This is a genomic window from Brevundimonas sp. AVps31 (assembly GCF_058681355.1).
The window spans coordinates 2,150,867-2,166,360 of record NZ_CM178736.1 but is presented as its reverse complement, the minus strand read 5'-3'; the positions used below and the strand labels follow the sequence as shown (position 1 = coordinate 2,166,360).

15 protein-coding genes and 1 pseudogene are annotated in these 15,494 nt (G+C 68.8%); 10 read left to right on the top strand and 6 right to left on the bottom strand.

The window, feature by feature from the left end:
- The first annotated feature begins 31 nt into the window (after positions 1 to 31).
- Positions 32 to 373 carry a VOC family protein gene (locus ACW174_RS10480; RefSeq protein ID WP_492014374.1) on the top strand — a complete coding sequence of 114 codons (342 nt, stop codon included), beginning with the start codon at positions 32 to 34 and terminating at the stop codon, positions 371 to 373.
- A 4-nt stretch (positions 374 to 377) separates the two neighbouring features.
- Here the strand turns inward: ACW174_RS10480 and ACW174_RS10475 are convergent, their stop codons facing one another.
- The 3 genes from ACW174_RS10475 to thiE form a co-directional block, all read right to left on the bottom strand.
- Positions 378 to 1,169 carry a hypothetical protein gene (locus ACW174_RS10475; RefSeq protein WP_492014373.1) on the bottom strand — a complete coding sequence of 264 codons (792 nt, stop codon included), beginning with the start codon at positions 1,167 to 1,169 and terminating at the stop codon, positions 378 to 380.
- Positions 1,170 to 1,212: 43 nt separating this feature from the next.
- Positions 1,213 to 2,889: a sensor histidine kinase gene (locus tag ACW174_RS10470; protein ID WP_492014372.1), complete on the bottom strand. Its 1,677-nt coding sequence runs from the start codon at positions 2,887 to 2,889 to the stop codon at positions 1,213 to 1,215.
- 72 nt (positions 2,890 to 2,961) lie between these two features.
- Positions 2,962 to 3,621, bottom strand: a complete 660-nt coding sequence (thiE, locus tag ACW174_RS10465) for a thiamine phosphate synthase (RefSeq protein ID WP_492014371.1) — start codon at positions 3,619 to 3,621, stop codon at positions 2,962 to 2,964.
- Positions 3,622 to 3,738: 117 nt separating this feature from the next.
- On the opposite strand from thiE, the gene ACW174_RS10460 reads away from it, so the two are divergent.
- The 5 genes from ACW174_RS10460 to ACW174_RS10440 all read left to right on the top strand — a co-directional run bounded on the left by ACW174_RS10460 (position 3,739) and on the right by ACW174_RS10440 (position 7,077).
- Positions 3,739 to 3,924 (top strand): (2Fe-2S)-binding protein, encoded by a 186-nt coding sequence (locus tag ACW174_RS10460; RefSeq protein WP_492014370.1) that lies wholly within the window; start codon positions 3,739 to 3,741, stop codon positions 3,922 to 3,924.
- A gap of 156 nt (positions 3,925 to 4,080) precedes the next feature.
- A complete protein-coding gene (gene bfr / locus ACW174_RS10455; RefSeq protein ID WP_492014369.1) occupies positions 4,081 to 4,581 on the top strand; it encodes a bacterioferritin in 501 nt (166 codons plus the stop codon).
- A 193-nt stretch (positions 4,582 to 4,774) separates the two neighbouring features.
- Positions 4,775 to 5,329: a tryptophan-rich sensory protein gene (locus tag ACW174_RS10450; protein ID WP_492014368.1), complete on the top strand. Its 555-nt coding sequence runs from the start codon at positions 4,775 to 4,777 to the stop codon at positions 5,327 to 5,329.
- 193 nt (positions 5,330 to 5,522) lie between these two features.
- Entirely contained in the window at positions 5,523 to 6,092 is a 570-nt protein-coding gene (gene efp, locus ACW174_RS10445) for an elongation factor P (RefSeq protein WP_492014367.1), read from the top strand.
- 181 nt (positions 6,093 to 6,273) lie between these two features.
- Positions 6,274 to 7,077: an inositol monophosphatase family protein gene (locus tag ACW174_RS10440; RefSeq protein ID WP_492014366.1), complete on the top strand. Its 804-nt coding sequence runs from the start codon at positions 6,274 to 6,276 to the stop codon at positions 7,075 to 7,077.
- A 43-nt stretch (positions 7,078 to 7,120) separates the two neighbouring features.
- On the opposite strand, the gene chrA is transcribed toward ACW174_RS10440, so the two are convergent.
- The 3 genes from chrA to ACW174_RS10425 form a co-directional block, all read right to left on the bottom strand.
- Positions 7,121 to 8,320 (bottom strand): chromate efflux transporter, encoded by a 1,200-nt coding sequence (gene chrA / locus ACW174_RS10435; protein WP_492014365.1) that lies wholly within the window; start codon positions 8,318 to 8,320, stop codon positions 7,121 to 7,123.
- Between the two features lie 143 nt (positions 8,321 to 8,463).
- Entirely contained in the window at positions 8,464 to 10,164 is a 1,701-nt protein-coding gene (recN, locus tag ACW174_RS10430) for a DNA repair protein RecN (RefSeq protein ID WP_492014364.1), read from the bottom strand.
- Positions 10,165 to 10,307: 143 nt separating this feature from the next.
- The gene (locus tag ACW174_RS10425; protein WP_492014363.1) at positions 10,308 to 11,150 is read right to left on the bottom strand and encodes an outer membrane protein assembly factor BamD; all 843 of its coding nucleotides are present in this window, start codon (positions 11,148 to 11,150) and stop codon (positions 10,308 to 10,310) included.
- A gap of 215 nt (positions 11,151 to 11,365) precedes the next feature.
- On the opposite strand from ACW174_RS10425, the gene ACW174_RS10420 reads away from it, so the two are divergent.
- From ACW174_RS10420 to ACW174_RS10405, 4 genes and pseudogenes are all read left to right on the top strand, one after another.
- Positions 11,366 to 12,298 carry a ribose-phosphate pyrophosphokinase gene (locus ACW174_RS10420; protein WP_492014362.1) on the top strand — a complete coding sequence of 311 codons (933 nt, stop codon included), beginning with the start codon at positions 11,366 to 11,368 and terminating at the stop codon, positions 12,296 to 12,298.
- Between the two features lie 78 nt (positions 12,299 to 12,376).
- Positions 12,377 to 13,552, top strand: coding sequence for a hypothetical protein (locus ACW174_RS10415; RefSeq protein WP_492014361.1), 1,176 nt, complete (start codon positions 12,377 to 12,379; stop codon positions 13,550 to 13,552).
- A 134-nt stretch (positions 13,553 to 13,686) separates the two neighbouring features.
- Positions 13,687 to 14,775: a hypothetical protein gene (locus ACW174_RS10410; protein WP_492014360.1), complete on the top strand. Its 1,089-nt coding sequence runs from the start codon at positions 13,687 to 13,689 to the stop codon at positions 14,773 to 14,775.
- A 142-nt stretch (positions 14,776 to 14,917) separates the two neighbouring features.
- Positions 14,918 to 15,490, top strand: a pseudogene (locus ACW174_RS10405) (50S ribosomal protein L25/general stress protein Ctc); the annotation flags it as partial.
- Positions 15,491 to 15,494: the final 4 nt, after the last annotated feature.

Sequence of the window (15,494 nt, the reverse complement as noted above, 5' to 3'; positions counted from 1 at the left end):
GTCGCCATATCCTTCCACTGGACACACCCTGATGCGCGAAGACGGCAAGCTGGATTATCTCGAACTGCCGGGCGGCGACCTGCCGACGGTGAAGACCTTCTACGGCGCGGCCTTCGGCTGGACCTTCGTGGACTACGGGCCGACGTACGCGGCCTTCAACGAAGGACTGGACGGCGGTTTCGACGCCGATGCCGCGGAGGCGACGAAGACGCCCCTGCCCGTCCTGTACGCCCACGACCTCGACGCCATGCTGGCCAGGGTCGAGGCGGCGGGCGGGACCGTGGTGAAGCCGATTTTCGACTTCCCCGGCGGCCGCCGCTTCCACTTCCGCGACCCTGCGGGCAACGAACTGGCGGTCTGGTCGGAGGGCTGACGCCCTAGCGAATATCGACCGATTGGGCGATCTGTTCAGCCAGCGCCCGGTCGGCGCCGTCCAGGCTCATGGTCCAGACGTGGACCTCGCGCGGCGCGTCGGCGCGCTGGAACAGATGCTCCATGGCGTGACGCTGGCCCTCCTCGGTGGCGACGATGCTGGTGCGGCCGCCGGCCTGCACCTGTTCGCCGGTGTAGATCGGGAACTGCGAGGCCGGGCCGGCATAGACCATCGCAAACGAGCGCTCGCCGCGCCGGATCGTATAGATCTTGAAGTCCGGGCCGGGACGGCCCGTCACGATCTGGAAGCCCGCGGGCAGATCGACCGAGAACGGCAGGGCCGCGCGCGCGGTCGCGTCCAGCACGGTCACCGTCGGCACATTGGGCGCGGGCGGCGGCGGGGCCGGCTCCGAGACGGGCGCGGCGGGGGTTGCCGTCGCCGGCGCAGCGGCGGTCGGGGCCGTCGTCGCAGAGGACGGACGCGGCGCTGCGGCTGCCGGGGCGGGCGTCGCCGGACGCGGCGTCGCCGTGACGGGTGCGGGCGTGGACGCGGCCGGACGCGGGATGGTCACCGGAGCCGGGCGCGGCGCCACGGTCGCCGGGGCCGGCGTCACGACGGGCGCAGGAGACGCCGACGGCGCGGGAGACGGCGCCAGATAGGTCGCGGCGGCGGGCGGACCGGCATTCAGGTCGCGGGTGAGATCATTGGCGGGGGCGCCGGCGGGCGCCGTCTGGGCCAGAACGGGCGAGGCTCCGGCGAGAAGCAGGAGGGCGGCGGACGCGACGGTGAGTTTCATGGCCGCGACCTTCGCCCCTGACTGCGGCGACGGCAAGGCCCGATCAGGCAGACGGCAGCTCGACCCAGAAGATCGCGCCCTCGCCCGGCGTCGAAGACACGCCGATCGTTCCGCCCTGCAGTTCGACCAGACGCTTGGCCAGCGCCAGTCCGATGCCGTGTCCCTCGACCGTCGAGCGTTCAAGGCCCAGACGGTTGAACGGCTCGAACAGCTGGGCCTGCTTCTCGGGCGACAGGCCGGGACCGCGGTCGATGATCTCGATCCGGACGCCGTCGTGGATGCGCGTGGCGCGCAGCACGACCACCCCGCCCGAACCGCCGTACTTCACGGCGTTGGAGGTCAGGTTGCTGACGACCTGGGTCAGACGCTGGGAGTCGGCCAGGGCGACCAGGCCATCGCCTTCGCTGATCAGATCGATGCGGATGCCCTGGGCCTCCGGGCGCAGGGCCGTGGCGCGACGCACGTCGTCCAGCACGCCGGGCACGTCGGTGGGACGCAGTTCGACCTTCACGGCGCCGGACTCGGCGCGCGCCACATCCAGCAGATCGTGCGCCAGCGCCTCGACCTGCCGGGCGGTCTTGACCAGCATCTCGGCCATCTCGGTCTGGGTCGGGGTGACCGGACCCAGTTGTCCCGCGCGCCACAGCTCGCCGATGCCGATGATGCCGCCGACGGGGCTCTTGATCTCGTGCGCCACATTGGCGAGCAGGCGCGACTTGGCCGCCGACGCCCGCTCGGCGCGAACCTGACCGGCCTTGGCGCGGTCCGACAGGCGATCGCGCTCCTCCAGCAGGGCGGCGACCAGCATGATCGGCAGATAGCCGAACAGCACCAGCAGCTGGGCCATCATGGCGCGATCGGCGCCCTGGAAGGCGGCCGCGTAGGGGCCGTGGCCCAACATGCTGCCGCCGATGGCCAGTACGCTGATGATGAGCAGCGCCGCCGTCACGCCCAACAGGCGCAGGCGCACCGCGATCAGCAGCAGCAACGGCAGGGTCAGGAAGCTGATCGGCAGCGACTGCATGCCGAAGATCAGCAGATTGGCGACGGTCAGCAGGCTGAGCAGAACCACCGCCTCGGTCGCGCGGACGGGAGACCGCAGCCGCACGATTTCGCGGCGGGTGATCGCCAGACCGAAGCTGGAGACCACGGCGATGCTCAGCGCATGGCCGAACCACCAGGTCTGGGCGGTTTCGAAGAAGTCGGCGCCGTTGATCCAGTACAGGGTGCCGCCGACAAGAGCCGCCGCCGGCAGGGGCGCGATCACGGCGGCGCTGATCAGGAAGCGGGCGCAGCCCTCCACGCTGGCCAGGTTCAGGGTCGGGGCGAAGCGTCGCGCCAGCAGGACGGCGACATAGATGTCCAGCATGTTCGCGAAGGTGAACATGACCGAGGTGCTGGTGGAATTGCCGGCCAGCAGGTTGCCCGCGGCCAGGCCACAGGCCACCAGCGCGCCGAAGCAGAGATCGTACAGCGGCCCGCGCGACGTGCGCAGCCACACCGCCACCGCCACGCCGCCTGCGCCCCACAAGGCGGCGACCATGTCGGCGGTCCGGGCGAAGGTCAGGGCCAGAATGGTCAGGACCATCACCGCCATGGCGGTGAAGATGGGCGCCAGCGGCTGACCGATGCCGCTCGTGGCCCCGGCGCCGGCGGTCAGCGGACGCGCGGGCGCCGCCTTGGTCACGGCGGCAGGCGTGGGCTCGAGCACACGGCTCATGATCATGTTCAGGTCCGGCAGTCGACGAGAGGTCCGCTAGCTAACCGGGGTCTCCCTAACATCCCCTGAAGGTCAGAAGGCCGTCGCAAGCACCTGATCGAGTTCACGAACCGCCGCGGCGGGACCGTCGGGATGACCCCAGACCGCTGCGCTGACGGCCACGAAGTCGGCTCCGGCGCGGGCCAGATCGGCGGCATTGGCCGCGGTGATCCCGCCGATGGCGACGCAGGGCGTCTCGACCGTCTCCTGCCAGATCGTCAGGATTTCCGGCTCGGGCCGGTGTTCCGTGGCCTTGGTCGTGGTCGGGAAGAAGGCCCCGAAGGCGACGTAGTCCGCCCCCGCCTCGGCCGCGTCCATCGCCAGTTCGCGACTGTCGTGACAGGTCACCCCGATCATGGCGTCCGGCCCCATCGTCCGGCGCGCCTCGGCATAGGATGCGTCAGACTGTCCCACATGGACGCCGTCGCAGCCCAATGTCTTCGCCAGGTCGGGCCGGTCGTTCAGGATCACCGCCACGCCGCGCGACTGGGCCACCGGCGCCAGCACCGCCACCGCCGCCAGCACCGCGGCGTCATCCACGTCCTTCAACCGGATCTGCAGCGCCGCCACCGCGCCCGCATCCAGCACCTCGCCCAGCGTCTTCGCAAAGGCGGGCAGGTCCGGGATCGCCGGCGGGGTGATCAGATACAGCGCACAGGGCGGGCGCGGCGGGACGACGGGTTCTCTGGCCATGGGCGGGAAGTGCGATGCCATGAGCCCCGCGTCAATCCGCCCGGCCTGCGAACGACTTGCAGTCGCCTTAATCCGCCTGCTATAGCGAACCATTCGCATCCAGTGGGTTCGCCTTCCGTGTACGTCTGCAACTGTAACGGCCTTCGCAAGCGTGACGTCGCCTCGGCCATCGAGGCCGGCGCCACCCGTCCGCGCGACGTCTTCGCCCGGCACCAGTGCCAGGCCCAGTGCGCCAAATGCGTGTGCGAAATGCGCCAGATGATACAGGACACCCGTCAGGCCTACGCCCTCGCGGCTGAGTAGCGTTCTCAACGCCGCCTGCGGGCGATTTTTACTCGCAATTTCAATGTTGTGAGAAATGTTCGCAAGTGAACATACGGCGTTGGTCCCGTGTTATGAACGGCGGGAAATCAGGCGACTCCGAATGGTGGAGGCGCGGCTACCGCAAGGACGACGACCATGAAGGGCGACCCCGCGATCATCCGGACGCTGAATGCGATCCTCACCAACGAACTGACGGCGGTGAACCAGTATTTCATGCACGCCCGCATGTTCGAAAGCTGGGGCCTGAAGCACCTCGGCCAGATCATCTATGACGAGAGCATCGGCGAGATGAAACACGCCGACATGCTGATCAAGCGCGTGCTCTTCCTCGACGGCCTGCCGAACCTGCAGGACCTGCACAAGCTCAAGATCGGCGAGAACGTCTTCGAATGCCTGGGCGCCGACCTGCAGCTGGAGCTGGGCTCGCGCGACGTGGTCGTCGCCGCCGTCACCCAGTTCGAGGCCGCCCGCGACTATGTCAGCCGCGATCTGGTCATGCGCATTCTCGCCGACACCGAGGAGCACATCGACTTCCTCGAGGCCCAGCACAAGCTGATCGAACAGCTGGGCGAGCAGAACTACCTGCAATCCGCCATGACCGAGATCGCCCCGGACAAGAGCGCGACGGGGAACTGATCGCGACGTCTCCCTCCCCTTCCGGGGAGGGTGGACCGCGAAGCGGGACGGGTGGGGAGCGGCTGCACCGCCGCTCGGTCCCCCACCCTGTCGTCGCTGGGGCGCCGACATCCCTCCCCACATGGGGGAGGGAAAATGAATGGCGGAACCCCGCCCCGTCCGGCTCATTCCCTCCTCAAGCTTGGAGGCTCTGATGACCGATATTGATGATGTGTTCGACGACGTGCAGGACGCCGCGACCGGATTCCTGAATGCCGAAGACCGCAGTCTCGGTCATGTGCTGCTGGGCGTGGCGGTCACCGCCGGCTTCGCGCTGGCGGCGACCCTGCTGGCCCAGAAAGCCCTGAGCCCCCGGCTCTCGGCGGCGGACCTGCGCAACGGCGCGCGTCCGGTGACCGAGCGTCCGCGCGGGGCCATGAGCATGATCGTGCCCGCCGTCTTCTCCGCCACCAGCCTGTCGGCCGTGCGGGTCTGGAACGCCCCGTCCCAGCCGCGACGCAACGCCGCCCTGACCCTGTGGGCCGCGACCCAGGCCGTGAACGCCCTGTGGCTGGCCGCGCGACCGGCCGGACGCATGCTGCAGATCGGCGCGGCCATGGCCTCGGCCGGTCTGGCCGCCGCCTTCGCCCACGAGGCCCGCCGTCTGGACCCCGACGCCGGCAAGCTGGCCGCCCCCATCGGCGGCGGCACCCGGATGCTGAACGCCATCGATCGCAAGGCGGACGAAGCGCGGGCGACGATGCACTGACAGTGGGTGAGTGGTGAAAAGTGACGGGTGAGTCGCGGCGGCGCCTGCCGTCCCACCCAATATTCGCCTCTCACTTCTTACTGCGGCGCCGCCCACCGGCGCGCCCCAGCTTGCCGTAAGCCACGGCTTCCTTTACGGACTGCGCCCGCTCGCGCGCGCCGCAAGGGCTGCGCCTCAACCTTCCGAGACATCCATGGCCAAGATTAACGGCAACACCATCAAGCCCGGCATGGTCCTGCAGCACAACGGCGGCCTGTGGGTCGTCACCAAGGCCAGCCACGTCAAGCCCGGCAAGGGCGGCGCCTTCGCCAACGTCGAGGCCAAGAACCTCGAAACCGGCAACAAGCTGAACGAGCGCTTCCGGTCGGAAGACAAGGTCGAGCGCGTCACCCTGGAACAGAAGGACTTCTCCTACCTGTACGACGGCGGCGACAGCCTGGTCTTCATGAACGCCGAAAACTACGAGCAGATCGAACTGCAGAAGGACTGGGTCGGCGACGAACGCATCCCCTACCTGCAGGAAGGCATGAAGGTCGTCATCGAGATGCACGAGGACCGTCCGATCGGTCTGTCCCTGCCTGACCAGGTCAATCTGGAAGTCGTCGAGACCGAGCCCACCGTGAAGGGCCAGACTGCCTCGTCGTCCTACAAGCCCGCGATCGCCAACAACGGCGTCCGCATCATGATCCCGCCCTACATGGGCGTCGGCGAAAAGATCGTCGTCGACACCGCGACCGGCGAATACGTCCGCCGCGCGGACTGAACGGCTTCGCCGCGTGGTTGGTGATTAGTGGTTGGCAGCGTCTCTGACGACGCCCCTTTCATCCACTCATCACTGTCCACTAATCACTTCACCGGCTCCGTCGGAGCCGGTTAGCGTTTGAACTTCTCCGCATCTCCGGGCCACAGCGCCTTTTCAGGACATGCGGACCAGGAGATTCCCGATGGCCCTCGCCTCCGCCCTGCTCACCGTCATGATGGACGCGGTCCGCAAGACCGCCCGCCCGATGCTGCGCGACTTCGGTGAAGTCGCCGAGCTGCAGACCTCCCGCAAGGGTCCCGGCGACTTCGTCACCGCCGCCGACATCAAGGCCGAAGACACCCTGTATGAACTGCTGATGAAGGCGCGTCCGGGCTATGGCTTCCTCGGCGAGGAACGCGGCCCGATCGAGGGCTCGGACAAGTCGCACCGCTGGATCGTCGATCCCATCGACGGCACCACCAACTTCATCCACGCCATGCCTCACTTCGCCATCACCGTGGCGCTTGAGCGTTTCGCGCCGGACGGCAGCTCGGAAATCGTGGCGGGCGTGACCTACAACCCGGTCATGAACGAGATGTTCTGGGCTGAAAAAGGCAAGGGCTGCTACCTGAACGATGGGCGCATCCGCGTCGCCGGACGTCGCGACCTTGCCGACAGCCTGGTCTCCACCGGCCTGCCCTTCATCGGCAAGACCGGCCACGCCCAGTCGATCAAGGACATCCACGCCGTCGGCCAGCGCGTCGCGGGCATCCGCCGTCTGGGCTCCGCCGCCCTGGACTTCGCCTGGGTCGCCATGGGCCGCTACGACGCCTTCTACGAGCGTAACCTGCAGCCGTGGGACGTCGCGGCGGGCATCCTGTTCGTCACCGAGGCGGGCGGCATCGTCACCACCATCGACGTGGACGGCGATCCGAAAAACGGCAAACAGGTCCTCGCGGCCAACACCGACATCCACACCGCCCTGCGCAAGGTGCTGCAGGGCTAGGTCCGGGACCAGCGGGTTTCGACGGGTGCGATGACAGCGGATCTCAGCGCAGCAGGAACGCCCCGACGGCGGCTCCGGCAGCCAGGACAACCGGCGCGCTGAACCGGCTCTTCCAGGCATAGACGATCGCCAGAGCGGCGATGAACAGGGCTGCGGTGACCGGCAGGCTTGGCGTATCCGCCACGGCGGCCGCTCCAAGCTGGAACGCTGTAACGGCGATGAGGCCCACGACAGCGGCGGCCACTCCGGTCAGAAAGGTGTGAAGCCGCTCGCTCTCGACGACACGCTCCAGTCGTTCATAGAAGATCATCGAAAAGGCGAACGCCGGCAGAAACATGCCGGCGGTGATGGCCAACGCCCCGGGCAACCCCCCGCTCATCCAGCCCACGAAGGTTGCGAATATCACCAGAGGCGCGGGCAGAACGTTCGCAAGTCCAACCCCGTCGAGAAACTGGGCGTCTGTCGCCCAGCCGCGTCCCACCGTGTCCGTCCTGACGAAAGGAATGGCGGTGTAGGCGCCTCCGAACGTAAAAAGCCCGCCCTTCAAGCCGGTCAAGAAGAGCGCAAGCGTCGTCGCCGCCGTGGCTTCCGCCGGAAGCGCTGGCATCCTGATCGCGGTTGCAGGGACCACGAGCGCCGCCGCCAGGGCCGCAGACAGGACGCCGGCGACCAGCCACCACCGACCGGCCCTCGCGCCGGCGCAAGAGAGCCCCGCCGCGGGGAGGACGATCCAGAAGCTGACGCCCGCCAACGTCGCGATCGCCGACGCCGCCATGATGATCCAGAGTGAGGCGGCGGAAAGGATGTGTTCGCCGATCCGATGCACGGCCCGGACGATGACCGCCAGAACGGTGGCCTGAACCCCGAAGAAGAGTGCATCAAGCACCGGGGAACGCCCCGCCAGTTCAGAGTAGCCCCAGGCGGCGAGGAGCATGAGGACGAGGCCGGGCAGCATGAACCCCAGCCCCGCAAGCAGCCCGCCGAGCCGCCCGCGAGCCCTGATCCCCAGATGGACGCAAAGCTCGTGCGCCTCAGGTCCCGGCAAGGCCTGCATCACGGCCAGCAGCCGGTTGAAGCGGCCACTGTCGATCCAGCGTTCCTGATCGACCAGCTCGCGGCGGATCATGGCGATTTGCGCGACCGGCCCCCCGAAGGCGAGAACGCCAAATCGCAGGAAACGGAAGAACAGAGCGGCGAAGCTCAGATGGGGCGGTCGAGCTTCTTCACGGTCCACACCGCTCATGACCTGGCCCTGATGGGACGGGGCGCTGCCCCGGACGGCGCAATCATCAGGGTGATCGCGACCCTCGCCAAGCCAAATGTGGCGCCCCGACGCTGAGCGCCGGCCGGGCAGTCGACGCTACGCGACGTGTCCCGCCGCGTTCGTCAGCCGATCAGCGCACGCGCCGCCGCCCGCGCCTCGTCCGTGATCGTGGCGCCGGAGAGCATGCGGGCGATCTCCTCACGGCGCTCGTCCTCGCTTAGCGCATCGACCGTGGTGGCGGTCTGGCCGCCGACGTCCGACTTGCGCACCTTCCAGTGGGCGTGGCCGCGCGCGGCGACCTGCGGGCTATGGGTGACGACCAGCACCTGGGCGCCCTGCGACAGGCGTTGCAGGCGGGTGCCGACGGCCTCGGCCACAGCGCCCCCGACGCCCTGATCCACCTCGTCGAAGATCATCACCGGCTGGCGCCGATCCTCGCGTCCCGCCAGCGCGGCCTTCATGGCCAGGGCGAAGCGCGCCAGTTCGCCGCCCGACGCGATGGCGTCCAGCGGGCCGAAGGGCGTGCCGGCATTGGTGGCGATCTCGAACCGCACCGTCTCGACGCCCGACGGGCCGCGACGGCCGTCGGCCACCGGCTCGAAGGCGACGCGGAAACGGGCGCGTTCCAGCTTCAACGGGCCCAGCTCCCCCATCACCGACGCGGTCAGCCGGTCTGCGGCGGCCTCCCGGGCCGAGGTCAGGAAGGTCGCCGCCAGATCATAGCTCTCGCGCGCCGCGTCGGCCTCACGCTCGGCGGCGGCGATCGCGTCGGCGCCGTCCTCGATCAGGCGAAGCTGGTCTCGGAAACGCTCGCGCAGCACCGGCAGCATCTCGACCGAGGTGTTCAGCTTGCGGGCCGCCGCGCGCAGGGCGAACAGCCGCTCCTCCGCCTTGTCCAGACGGCCGGGCTCGAAGTCGAAGGCGTTGGCGGCGGCGTCGACACAGGCCAGCGCCTCCTCGGCTTCCACCAGCGTCCGGTCGATGGCCTCGGCCGCGGCGCCCAGCTTGACCAGCAGCGGGTGGTCGCCTTCGGCCCCCGACTGGGCGGCGCGGGTGCGGGCGTGCTCCACCGCGCGCAGGGCGGCGGACAGGTTGCGCGACAGCTTGTCCCCGCCCAGCGAGGCGCGGGCGTCGGTCAGGTCGGCCATGGCCTTTTCGGCGGCGCCCAGCAGGGCGCGCTCTCCGGCCAGTTCGGTCTCCTCGTCCGCGCGGGGGTCCAGCGCGTCGAGGTCGGCGAGGTTGAGGGTCAGTTCCTCGGTGTGGGCGGCGGCGTCGGCGGCGGCGGCCTTCAGATCCGCGACCTTGCGGTCGGCGGTCTTCAGCCCCTCGGCGGCGCGGGCCACGCCCTCCAGCTGGGGCGACAGGCCGCCGTAGTTGTCCAGCAGGGCGCGATGGGTCTTCCAGTCCAGCAGGCCGACCGTCTCGTGCTGGCCATGCACCTCGACCAGGGCCTGGCCGATCTCGCGCAGGGCGGTGACGCCGGCGGGCTGGTCGTTGACGAAGGCGCGGCTGCGGCCGTCGGCGCCCACGATGCGGCGCAGGATCAGCTCCTCGCCCGGCGCGACGTCAAAGCCCTTTTCGGCGATCAGCTCGATCAGGGCCGCGTCGTCGGGGGCGGTGAAGACGGCGGTGGCGCTGGCCTGTTTGGCCCCGCTGCGCACCAGACCGGCGTCGCCGCGCGCGCCCAGCGCCAGTCCCAGCGCATCCAGGATGATCGACTTGCCCGCCCCGGTCTCGCCGGTCAGCACGGTCAGGCCATCCCGAACCTCGAGGTCCAGCACATCGACCAGAACGATGTCGCGGATGGAAAGCGCGGTCAGCACGGCAGGCTCCCTTGCGGGAGCTTCAGGCCGGAAACGCGGTCAGGAATCTGGGACAAGGCGAATCGTTTTCTCGGGCGACGCCGGAGAATGCGGAGCAACCGCCTCCCGGGACAAGACCGGGATAGCGGAACAAATCGAAAACGTCAGCCCGGGATCAGGCGACGCAGCCAGCTTTCGCGCTGGCCGGTCGGCGCGACGGTCGGGGCGGCGTCCTCTTCCGACAGCAGGGCGTAGGCTTCCGAGTACCAGGGGCTGCCCGGATAGTTGTAGCCCAGCACGGAGCCGTTGCGCATGGCCTCGTCCTTCAGACCCAGCGTCAGATTGACCTCGACCAGACGATACAGGGCTTCCGGCGTGTGCGAGGTGCGCTGGTAGGCCGGGTTGTCGAGCACCGCCTTGTAGCGGTTGATCGCGGCCAGCGGCTGGTTGGCGCGCTGGTAGTAACGGCCGATGGCCATTTCCTTGCCGGCCAGCTGGTCGTTGACCATGTCCATCTTCACCGTCGCATCGGTGGCGTAGGGGGTGCCGGGATAGCGGCGCGCCACATCGCGCAGGCCGTCCAGCGCCGCCTGGGCGAAGCCCTGGTCGCGGCCCACGTCGGTGATCTGCTCGAAGTTGCAGATCGCCTTCATGTAGAAGGCGTACGGCGCGCTCGGATTGCCCGGGAACAGGGCGATGAAGCGGTCAGCCGCGGCGATCGCCTCCTGATAGTGGTTGTCCTGATAATAGGCGTAGATCTGCATCAGGATCGCGCGGCGCGACCATTCCGAATACGGATGCTGGCGCTCGACTTCCTGGAAGTAGTCGACGGCGTCACTCCAGCGGCGCGACTGCACGCGCTGGTAGCCGGTGTTGTACAGCGCCTCGACCGGGCGCTCTTCATAGGCCAGACGCGGACGACTGCCGCGGTTACACGCGGTAATGGTCAGGGCCGATAGGGCCACGGCCGTCAGAATGAGGCCGGTGCGGATCTTCGAAGCGGACAAGGACGACCTCAATATAGATGCCGAGGGCCAACTGCCCTTCGGCGCCCCCGGAAACGAGACGCGATCTCTATACCAGTGAACAACGCAGCGCCAATGCGAGAAGAAGCGCCAAAAAGCGTGGATCGCGCCTTGTGGCCCCGGCGTCCCCTGATATGTAGCGCGCCAGCGCCACGGCGATATGCAGCCGGGCGATGACGGCGAAAGGATGACCGGACATGAAGCTGCTCTCTGGCAACTCGAACCGGACGCTATCCGCCGCCATTGCGGCCCACCTCGATATGCCCCTGACCAAGGCCCAGGTGAAGCGGTTCGCCGATAACGAGGTCTTCGCGATGATCGAGGAGAATGTCCGCGGCGAGGACGTCTTCATCATCCAGTCCACCAGCTACCCCGCCAACGACAATCTGATGGAGCTGCTGATCCTGACCGACGCCCTGGTGCGGGCGTCGGCGAAGCGGATCACGGCGGTCGTCCCCTATTTTGGCTACGCCCGACAGGACCGGAAGACCGGCGGCCGCACCCCCATCTCGGCCAAGCTGGTCGCCAATATGATCACCCGCGCGGGCGCCGACCGGGTTCTGACCATGGACCTGCACGCCGGTCAGATTCAGGGGTTTTTCGACATCCCGACCGACAATCTGGTGGCGACCCCGGTCCTGGCCCAGGACATCAAGGATCGCTACACCCGCGGCAATCTGATGATCGTGTCGCCCGATGTGGGCGGCGTGGTCCGGGCCCGGTCGCTGGCCGAGCGGCTGAACGTCGATCTGGCCATCGTCGACAAGCGCCGCCCCAAGGCCGGCGAGAGCGAGGTCATGAACATCATCGGCGACGTGGCGGGGCGCGAATGCATCCTGTTCGATGACATCGTCGATTCGGGCGGCACCCTGGTCAACGCGGCCAAGGCGCTGATCGACAAGGGCGCGACCCAGGTCTCGGCCTATATCAGCCACGGCGTCCTGTCGGGCCCGGCGGTCCAGCGCGTGGCCGACGGCCCGCTGAAGGAACTGGTCATCACCGATTCGATCGAACAGCCGGACGAGGTTCTGGCCTGCTCCAAAATCCGCCGCGTGTCCGTCGCGCCGCTGATCGGCGAAGCCATCCGGCGCATCGCCAATGAGGAATCGGTCTCGAAACTCTTCGATTGATCGAGGGAACGTCCTTGGTCCGGCCTCATTAGGGCCTGAAGATTCGGCGCGGGGGCGTCGGGTATCGAAGGAGTTCTGATGCGTACGGCCAACCGGAGCCGCGGCCTTGCCGTGGCCGCTCTCGCTGTCGCCGCCCTTTTGGCGGGCTGCGCTTCCCAGACCGCCGCTGAAAAGGCCGCGGAGATCGAGGCCGCCCGCGTCGCCGCCGAGATCGCCGCCCGCACCCCGCCCCCCATCGCCTTGAACCAGAGCGTGGGCGAGGCCGCGTCCATCTATGTCGCCTTCACCCGCGACATGGCGGCCCTGCAGGGCGGCTTCAACGATCCCGAATCAATCCAGGTCGCCCTGCGCAAGGGCACGGCCTATGACCCGGCCCAGCTGTCGCGCGGGCTGGTGGCCTATGCCTCCATCGTCGCGCTGCAATCGCCCGAGTTCGTGCAGAGCGTCCGCCGCTACGCCGTGAACCGCACCGCGCGGGAGCAACTGGCCGCCAACATCGTCGCCGACCCCCGCTGGGCCTCGCAACTGCCCGGCGCCGACGCCGCCGCCGGACTGGTCATGTCCGCCCTGCGCACCGACATCGACGCCCTGAGCCGGGCGGCGGGCTCCATCGAGAACGACGCCTATGCGATCCAGGCCGATGGTCGGCGGTCGTGGAGCATCGCCCATGTGACGGACCGCGAAGGCCGTCTGGCCGCGGCCAAGGCCCGGTCCTCCGAGGCCATGCTGCCGTCCGCGCCCGACGCCGTCCGCCTGCTGGCCGCCGCACATGGCGGCACGGGTCTGGGCATCGCCAGCGACCGGCAACGCACGCCGCCCTATCCGCCGGTGGTCGAACGGGCCCTGGCCCTGGCCGCGCTGGCGGCTCTGGGCGAGGCCGGCGAGACTGCGATCACGCGCACCGACGCCCTGCAGAACGACCCGGTCAGTCAGGGCTGCCTGGCGGAGTCCAAGCTGAACCTGTTCCAGTGTCTGGCGGCCTCTCGCCCCAACTACGAGGACATGTTCTGCGTCGGCCGCCACATCGTCCGCGATCTGGCGACCTGCACGCGCGGCGCCGCCATGCCCGCCGGGCGGGTGGTCGCGTCGGAACTGGAGGTGGCCGACACCCCCGCGCCGCGTATCGCGGTCACGCCCGCGCCCGACCTTGCCCCCGCGCCTGCCGCCCGGACACCGGTCGCGACGCCGGCGCCGACGCCGGCCCCTACGCCCACACAGCGGCTCAACTCGGGGCCGGCCGGCGCTCGCGACTGAGGAGAATCATCACCTTGTGATCCGCAACCTCCTGCAACGCTTGGATTAACGCTCGGAGAACCCTTTTCTCCGCGATATAGATGGCAGTCAGTGGTGCGTGCTCCGTCGGAGGAGCGCCGAGGTCGGGGTTATCCATGTTCAAAGGTCAAATGCGCCGCGGGCTCACGCTCGCTGCTGTCGCCGCCGCCGCAATCCTGGCCAGCTGCGCCACGGATGAGGCTCCCGCTCCCGCGCCGCCGCCCCCCCCGCCGCCGCCGCCCGCCGTGTCGATGAACGAGGGCGTGGCCCAGGCCGCCTCCATCTACGTCGCCTTCATGCGCGACGTGGGCACCATCCCGCCCGGCGGCTTCACCGACGCCGAAGCCATCCAGGCCGCCATCCGCAAGGGCGCGGCCTATGAGCCCGCCCAGCTGTCGCGCGGCATGATCGCCTATGGCTCCATCCTGGCGCTGCAATCGCCGGAGTTCGTACAGGGCGTGCGCACCCATGCGGTCGATCCCGCCATCCGTCAGCAACTGATCAACCGCATCATCGCTGACCCGGCCACCGCCGCGACCCTGCCGGGCGCCGACGCCGCCGCGGGCCTGATCGTCGACACCCTGCGTCACGACGTGGCCGCGATGGTCCTCATCGCCGACGGCGTCGAGGGCGACGCCTACACCATCCAGGAGCGCCGCGATCCGCGCCGCCGCTGGGCCACCACCCATATTCCGAACCGCGAGGTTCGCCTGCAGAGCGCCAAGGCCCTGTCGGCGGCGCAGATGCTGCCTTCGGCCGAGGAATCCGCCCGCCTGTTCGCCGCCGCCAACTCGGGCTCGGGCCTCAGCATCGGCCCGTCGCGCTCGGGCCCGCCCTACACCCCCGCCGTGGTCCGTTCGCTGGCCCTGGCCGCCCTGGCCGCGCTCGGCGCCGGCGGCGACGACCATCGCACCCACACCGAAGCCATGACCGTCGAGCAGAACAGCGAGTTCTGCCTGAACATGTCCAAGCTGATGCTCTTCCAGTGCCTGGCGGCCTCGCGCCCCAGCTATGAAGACATGTTCTGCGTGGGCCGCCACATCGCGCGCGACCTGTCGACCTGCACGGCGCAGAACATCACGCCGATCCCGGTCGAGGTCGCTCCGACCGCTGTGGCCGGGACGGAAACGGCCTCCCCGTCCGTCGCGGCGGAAGCTGCGGCGGCCTCGACCGTGGCCACGGCGTCGCTGAACACCAGCCGCTGATCCGACTTTAAGAGTCCGACGGCGGTTGCGTCGTCGGACATGAGCGTGTAATAGCCCGCGCTCCTGATTTCGAGGGTTCATGACCCCCGCCGCGCGGGCCCCGGTTGGCGCGGCGTTTCTGTTGTTATTTGAGGCGAGCCAGATGGCCGAGATCATTCTGAACGTGGATGTCCGCGAGAACACCGGCACCGGCGGCGCGCGCGCGGCCCGTCGCTCGGGCGCAGTTCCCGGCATCCTGTACGGTGGCGACAAGGCCCCCGTCGCCATCTCGGTGAACGAGAAGGACTTCCGCAAGAACCTGTACACCGGCAAGCTGCTGGGCCACCTGGTCACGCTGAAGTACGGTGACGAGACCCAGTCGGTCATCGCCAAGGACGTGCAGTTCGACCCCGTGTCGGACCGTCCGCTGCACTTCGACCTGATGCGCGTCGACGAAAACGCGACCATCAAGATCGAAGTCCAGATCCACTTCATCAACGAAGACCAGTGCAAGGCCTTCCGTCAGGGCGGTTCGCTTGAAGTCGTCCGTCACTCGGTCGAGATCATGGTCCCCGCCAACCACATCCCGGAAGACCTGGTCGTCGACCTGGCCGGCCACAAGCTGGGCGACACCATCCGCTGGTCGGACGTCAAGGTCCCCTCGGACGTGGAAGCCACCATCACCGACCGCGACTTCGTGATCGCCTCGATCAAGACCTCTTCGGCCGCCAAGGCTGCTG

Bases quoted from the DNA above. Each gene is read 5' to 3' on its own strand.
- ACW174_RS10470 (WP_492014372.1), bottom strand. From the start codon at position 2,889: ATGAGCCGTGTGCTCGAGCCCACGCCTGCCGCCGTGACCAAGGCGGCG.
- ACW174_RS10415 (WP_492014361.1), top strand. From the start codon at position 12,377: ATGCGTACGGCCAACCGGAGCCGCGGCCTTGCCGTGGCCGCTCTCGCT.
- ACW174_RS10480 (WP_492014374.1), top strand. From the start codon at position 32: ATGCGCGAAGACGGCAAGCTGGATTATCTCGAACTGCCGGGCGGCGAC.
- ACW174_RS10475 (WP_492014373.1), bottom strand. From the start codon at position 1,169: ATGAAACTCACCGTCGCGTCCGCCGCCCTCCTGCTTCTCGCCGGAGCC.
- efp (WP_492014367.1), top strand. From the start codon at position 5,523: ATGGCCAAGATTAACGGCAACACCATCAAGCCCGGCATGGTCCTGCAG.
- ACW174_RS10410 (WP_492014360.1), top strand. From the start codon at position 13,687: ATGTTCAAAGGTCAAATGCGCCGCGGGCTCACGCTCGCTGCTGTCGCC.
- ACW174_RS10440 (WP_492014366.1), top strand. From the start codon at position 6,274: ATGGCCCTCGCCTCCGCCCTGCTCACCGTCATGATGGACGCGGTCCGC.
- thiE (WP_492014371.1), bottom strand. From the start codon at position 3,621: ATGGCCAGAGAACCCGTCGTCCCGCCGCGCCCGCCCTGTGCGCTGTAT.
- ACW174_RS10450 (WP_492014368.1), top strand. From the start codon at position 4,775: ATGACCGATATTGATGATGTGTTCGACGACGTGCAGGACGCCGCGACC.
- chrA (WP_492014365.1), bottom strand. From the start codon at position 8,320: ATGAGCGGTGTGGACCGTGAAGAAGCTCGACCGCCCCATCTGAGCTTC.
- ACW174_RS10420 (WP_492014362.1), top strand. From the start codon at position 11,366: ATGAAGCTGCTCTCTGGCAACTCGAACCGGACGCTATCCGCCGCCATT.
- bfr (WP_492014369.1), top strand. From the start codon at position 4,081: ATGAAGGGCGACCCCGCGATCATCCGGACGCTGAATGCGATCCTCACC.